Consider the following 3,428-nt stretch of genomic DNA (forward strand, 5'->3'; position numbering starts at 1 on the left):
GCCTTGTGATCCACGCCGACCGCGAAAACCGCGTGTGCTTCATGGCGACCCCCGGCGATAGCCCCGGCCAGATGGCGCGCATCGAGGCCCGGGCGGTCCACATCGCCACCTTCGACCCGCCCACCATCCTCACCCTGATAGCCGCAGCCCGACCGGCTGTTGTCTCGGATGAGGTGGTGGAGGTGACCGACCGCAAGTCGCAATGGATGCTGGAGAACAGCGAAGGCCGCTGGCTCCATAATGCCGAGGACGGGACGTTCACCAGCGACCCTAACCTAGGCCTCAAGTGGCCGAACCGGACGGCGGCAGACGCCTTCCGCCTTAGCCTGCGTGGTCCGCTCTGGGCGCTCAAGCTCACCGAGCATGTCTGGATCGAACCCGATCCCTACGACTGGACCGACGCCGAGGACGATATCGCAGACGCCATTTCCGACAGCATCGACATGGACTGGTCATCGCGGGACGGCGCTCGGGCCGTGGTCGCCTACCTCAAGCAAATCGGAGCGAAACTGCCATGAGCCACGATCCTAGAAGCCCAACAGACGCCGCCGACCATGAGGACGACGCGCGCCTTCGTCAGCGGGACTACAACCGAGGCCGCAACGCCAACTTGGCCGGCGAGGTCTTCCGAGATGCCGCCAACGTGGATTGGCAGAGCGGATGGTCGGACGCCGAAGCCGATCGGGGGCTGGACGAATGAGCGCCTACCTCATGCCCCTCGCCGTCCGCCTAGCCTCCGAGCGGGTCCGCGCTGACGCCGCCAATACCATGCGCCACGACACCACGTCCGATCTGAGCGCGCGCCTCATGTGCAGGGTTGGCGTCCATGACCTGGGGCTGGTCATGGCGTGGGTGGATCAATTCGCAGCCCTCGCACTCCTGCCGGGTGGGATGGTTCCTGACGGCTACGTGCTGGTTCCGAGAGAGCCGACCGAGGCGATGGTTAAGTCGGGGCAACGCGCTGCCGACGACAAGTACTGGCTGTGGCGGGGCCTTGGCGAGCGGCCCGTAGGCTCAGGGCTAGATGGCATGGCTCTGTATGTAGACGCTGCTTACCGCGCCATGCTCTCCGCATCACCCAAGGAGGTGAGCCATGAGCGTTGAGAGTCTGTTCTACGCGACGGGCGTCTTTGTTTGGGGCGTCATCGGGATTGGCGTTCTCGTCGTCATGGTCATGCTGGCCTTCGCCGCTTGGCGCGAAGTCTGCCTCTACGGCTACATCCTGTTCGCCGAAAAGGCCGAGAAGGACGAACTGCGCGAGATCGGTCGTCGCCGCGCCCAGCAGCAAAAGGACCCTCACCATGGACGTTGAGAGGCTGATAGAGCGGCTGGCCGTCATCGCGGACACCAGCTTTCTGGACCACGCTGCCGCCGACGATCTGCGTGAAGCCGCCGCCGCACTCGCCAAGCTCCAGGCCGAGCGGGATGAGGCGATAGACGAGCAGTTCACCGTTGACGAAAACGGCGTCTCCATCGGCTGGGAAGAGGTTGCTGCGATGTGGAGGTCGCGCGCCACACATGCGGAGGCCCGCGCCGAAAAGGCCGAGGCCGAGCGGGATGAGGCGCTACGTCAGATGGCCGTCTACGCCCGAGAGGCCGGACTTGCGACCGGCAAGCTGGAAACCTCCGAAGCGGCTGGCATCGTAGAGGGGTGGAAGGAGCGCGCTGAAAAAGCCGAGGCCGAGCGAGACGCGGCGCGGGAGGCGTTGAGGCCGTTTGCGGAGGTGGCTAAGGCCGAGACCAAGCGCGCGGCAGGATGGAGCCCCGGAACATACTGGTCAGCCCCCATGGAACACTTCCGAGCCGCCTCTCGCGCTCTTGGGGGTGGGGAGTGAAGGGCTGTGCAGTCTGCGACGGCGGCTGGCAGAACTACTGGCGGATCGTGCTCAGCACCCTCAATGCCAAGGTCTGCGACGTTCATCTGGCGGAAAACGCGGCGTCGGGGGCGACCCGCTTTCAGGATGGAACCACAGATCGTCTACCAAGTCCCCGGGAGGAACCCGACCCCACACACGGACGGAGGGAGTGATGAGCCGGAAAGGCGCTTTCCTGCAATAACAAAGAGGGGCTTCGCGCCCCTCTTTTCATTTCGGCATCCACACTTTCTTGATCTGCTCGCCGATCCGCATCGGTTGACTGTCGAACCCCTCGCTCCGCAGCACCTTCCCGATCCGGCGCTGGTCCGAGTATTTCAAGTGGCGCGTCGGGATGGCCAGCGCGCCCTCGGCAACTTCGGTGATCAGCAGGAACTTCCGCTGCCTGGGTGTCGTCTCGCTCATGTCGGGCGTGTCAAGCCACTTCGCGATCGCCGCACCCCAACTGTCATCGGCCTTGTAGCGCTCATGAACATCGCGGGCGAGCCGCTCGGCATCCCGCCACTGCAGGCCGTCTTTCTCGTACCGCGCGCGTCCCTCAGCCCACAACTGACCCCGCAGGCGCACGATCCCGTCGACGTCTACGCCTTCGAACCCGTCGGCCGCGCCCGTGTCCAGCGGTAGCCAGCGACGCTCGCCGGTCGGGTCATCGAGGAACTCACGGTCATTGGTGGTTCCAAACAGAACAGACCGTCGGGAGTATGTGACCGACATCTCCATGAACTTCGGCGTCCAGTGCTCATCGGAACGTGTGACCCAGGCGAGGATTTCCTCCCGCTCACGCGACTTGAGACCCTGCAGTTCGGCGAGCTCGATGATCAGTCGGCCGCGCATCTTCCGCGCGCGCTCGATCTCAGGCTCGTTGAATGAGATGGAGGTGACATACTCACGGTCGGGCGACATCGCCGCCACGCCACGCGACTTGCCGAGACCCTGCGACCCGGTGAGGATGGGGACCATGTCAGCCTGCATCCCCGGGACCAGGACCCGTCCCGCCAGCGCTGTCCAGGTGTAGAGCCCGACGGCCCTAGCGTAGCCCCGACTGTCATCAGGAACGCCGAAGTGGTCGACCCAGAAGGTCTCGATACGAGGAACACCGTCCCACGTCTGCTGGTCAAGCCACTCGAACGCGCTGTCGAACTTGTCCCGGTCGGCGACCAGATGGACGGCGTCGCGGATCATCTCGCGGCCGACGTTCTCCAGTCCCCGCGATTCAAGAGAGATGCGCAGGGCGGTGTAATCAGTGTCGAGGATCGGGCGCATACCACCATCCTCGAAGGCCATGATCGCGTCCTTGAACACGTCATAGCGCAGGCGCATCCCGCAGACGTGCGGTGATCCCAGCGCCACCACCACGTTCGACAGGCTGGTGATGATCTTGCCGCCCGGGAGCCGCTTGAACGACGGCAGGAGCAGCGGGTCGTTGATCTCGGAGTAGTCGTGGTGGGGGACGGGGAGCGCCAGATCGGCCAGCAGGTTCTCCGTGTAGCCGATGGCGCTGGCGAACTCGCCGCGACCGTGATCGTGGCACGAGTCGTGCTTGCAGACGTAGGC

The 3,428-nt window shown here is 64.8% G+C and carries 6 protein-coding genes; 5 read left to right on the forward strand and 1 reads right to left on the reverse strand.

The genetic code is table 11. The annotated features are described in order from the left end of the window. The 5 genes from KAZ48_10715 to KAZ48_10735 form a co-directional block, all read left to right on the forward strand. Positions 1-518, forward strand: a 518-nt coding sequence (locus tag KAZ48_10715; GenBank protein ID MBP7973262.1) for a hypothetical protein, incomplete at its 5' end; no start/stop codon positions are given. Further along, positions 515-700: a hypothetical protein gene (locus tag KAZ48_10720; GenBank protein ID MBP7973263.1), complete on the forward strand. Its 186-nt coding sequence runs from the start codon at positions 515-517 to the stop codon at positions 698-700. The genes KAZ48_10715 and KAZ48_10720, both read left to right, overlap by 4 nt. Beyond that, positions 697-1,104 (forward strand): hypothetical protein, encoded by a 408-nt coding sequence (locus KAZ48_10725; protein ID MBP7973264.1) that lies wholly within the window; start codon positions 697-699, stop codon positions 1,102-1,104. Before KAZ48_10720 ends, KAZ48_10725 begins: the two co-directional genes overlap by 4 nt. Further along, positions 1,094-1,312 carry a hypothetical protein gene (locus KAZ48_10730; protein MBP7973265.1) on the forward strand — a complete coding sequence of 73 codons (219 nt, stop codon included), beginning with the start codon at positions 1,094-1,096 and terminating at the stop codon, positions 1,310-1,312. The genes KAZ48_10725 and KAZ48_10730 overlap by 11 nt, the downstream gene beginning before the upstream one ends. Beyond that, entirely contained in the window at positions 1,302-1,835 is a 534-nt protein-coding gene (locus KAZ48_10735) for a hypothetical protein (GenBank protein MBP7973266.1), read from the forward strand. The genes KAZ48_10730 and KAZ48_10735 overlap by 11 nt, the downstream gene beginning before the upstream one ends. A 249-nt stretch (positions 1,836-2,084) precedes the next feature. Here the strand turns inward: KAZ48_10735 and KAZ48_10740 are convergent. Beyond that, the coding region (locus KAZ48_10740) for a hypothetical protein (GenBank protein ID MBP7973267.1) at positions 2,085-3,428 on the reverse strand (1,344 nt) is incomplete at its 5' end.

The organism is Candidatus Nanopelagicales bacterium (genome assembly GCA_018003655.1).
Classification (GTDB): domain Bacteria; phylum Actinomycetota; class Actinomycetes; order S36-B12; family UBA10799; genus JAGNDY01.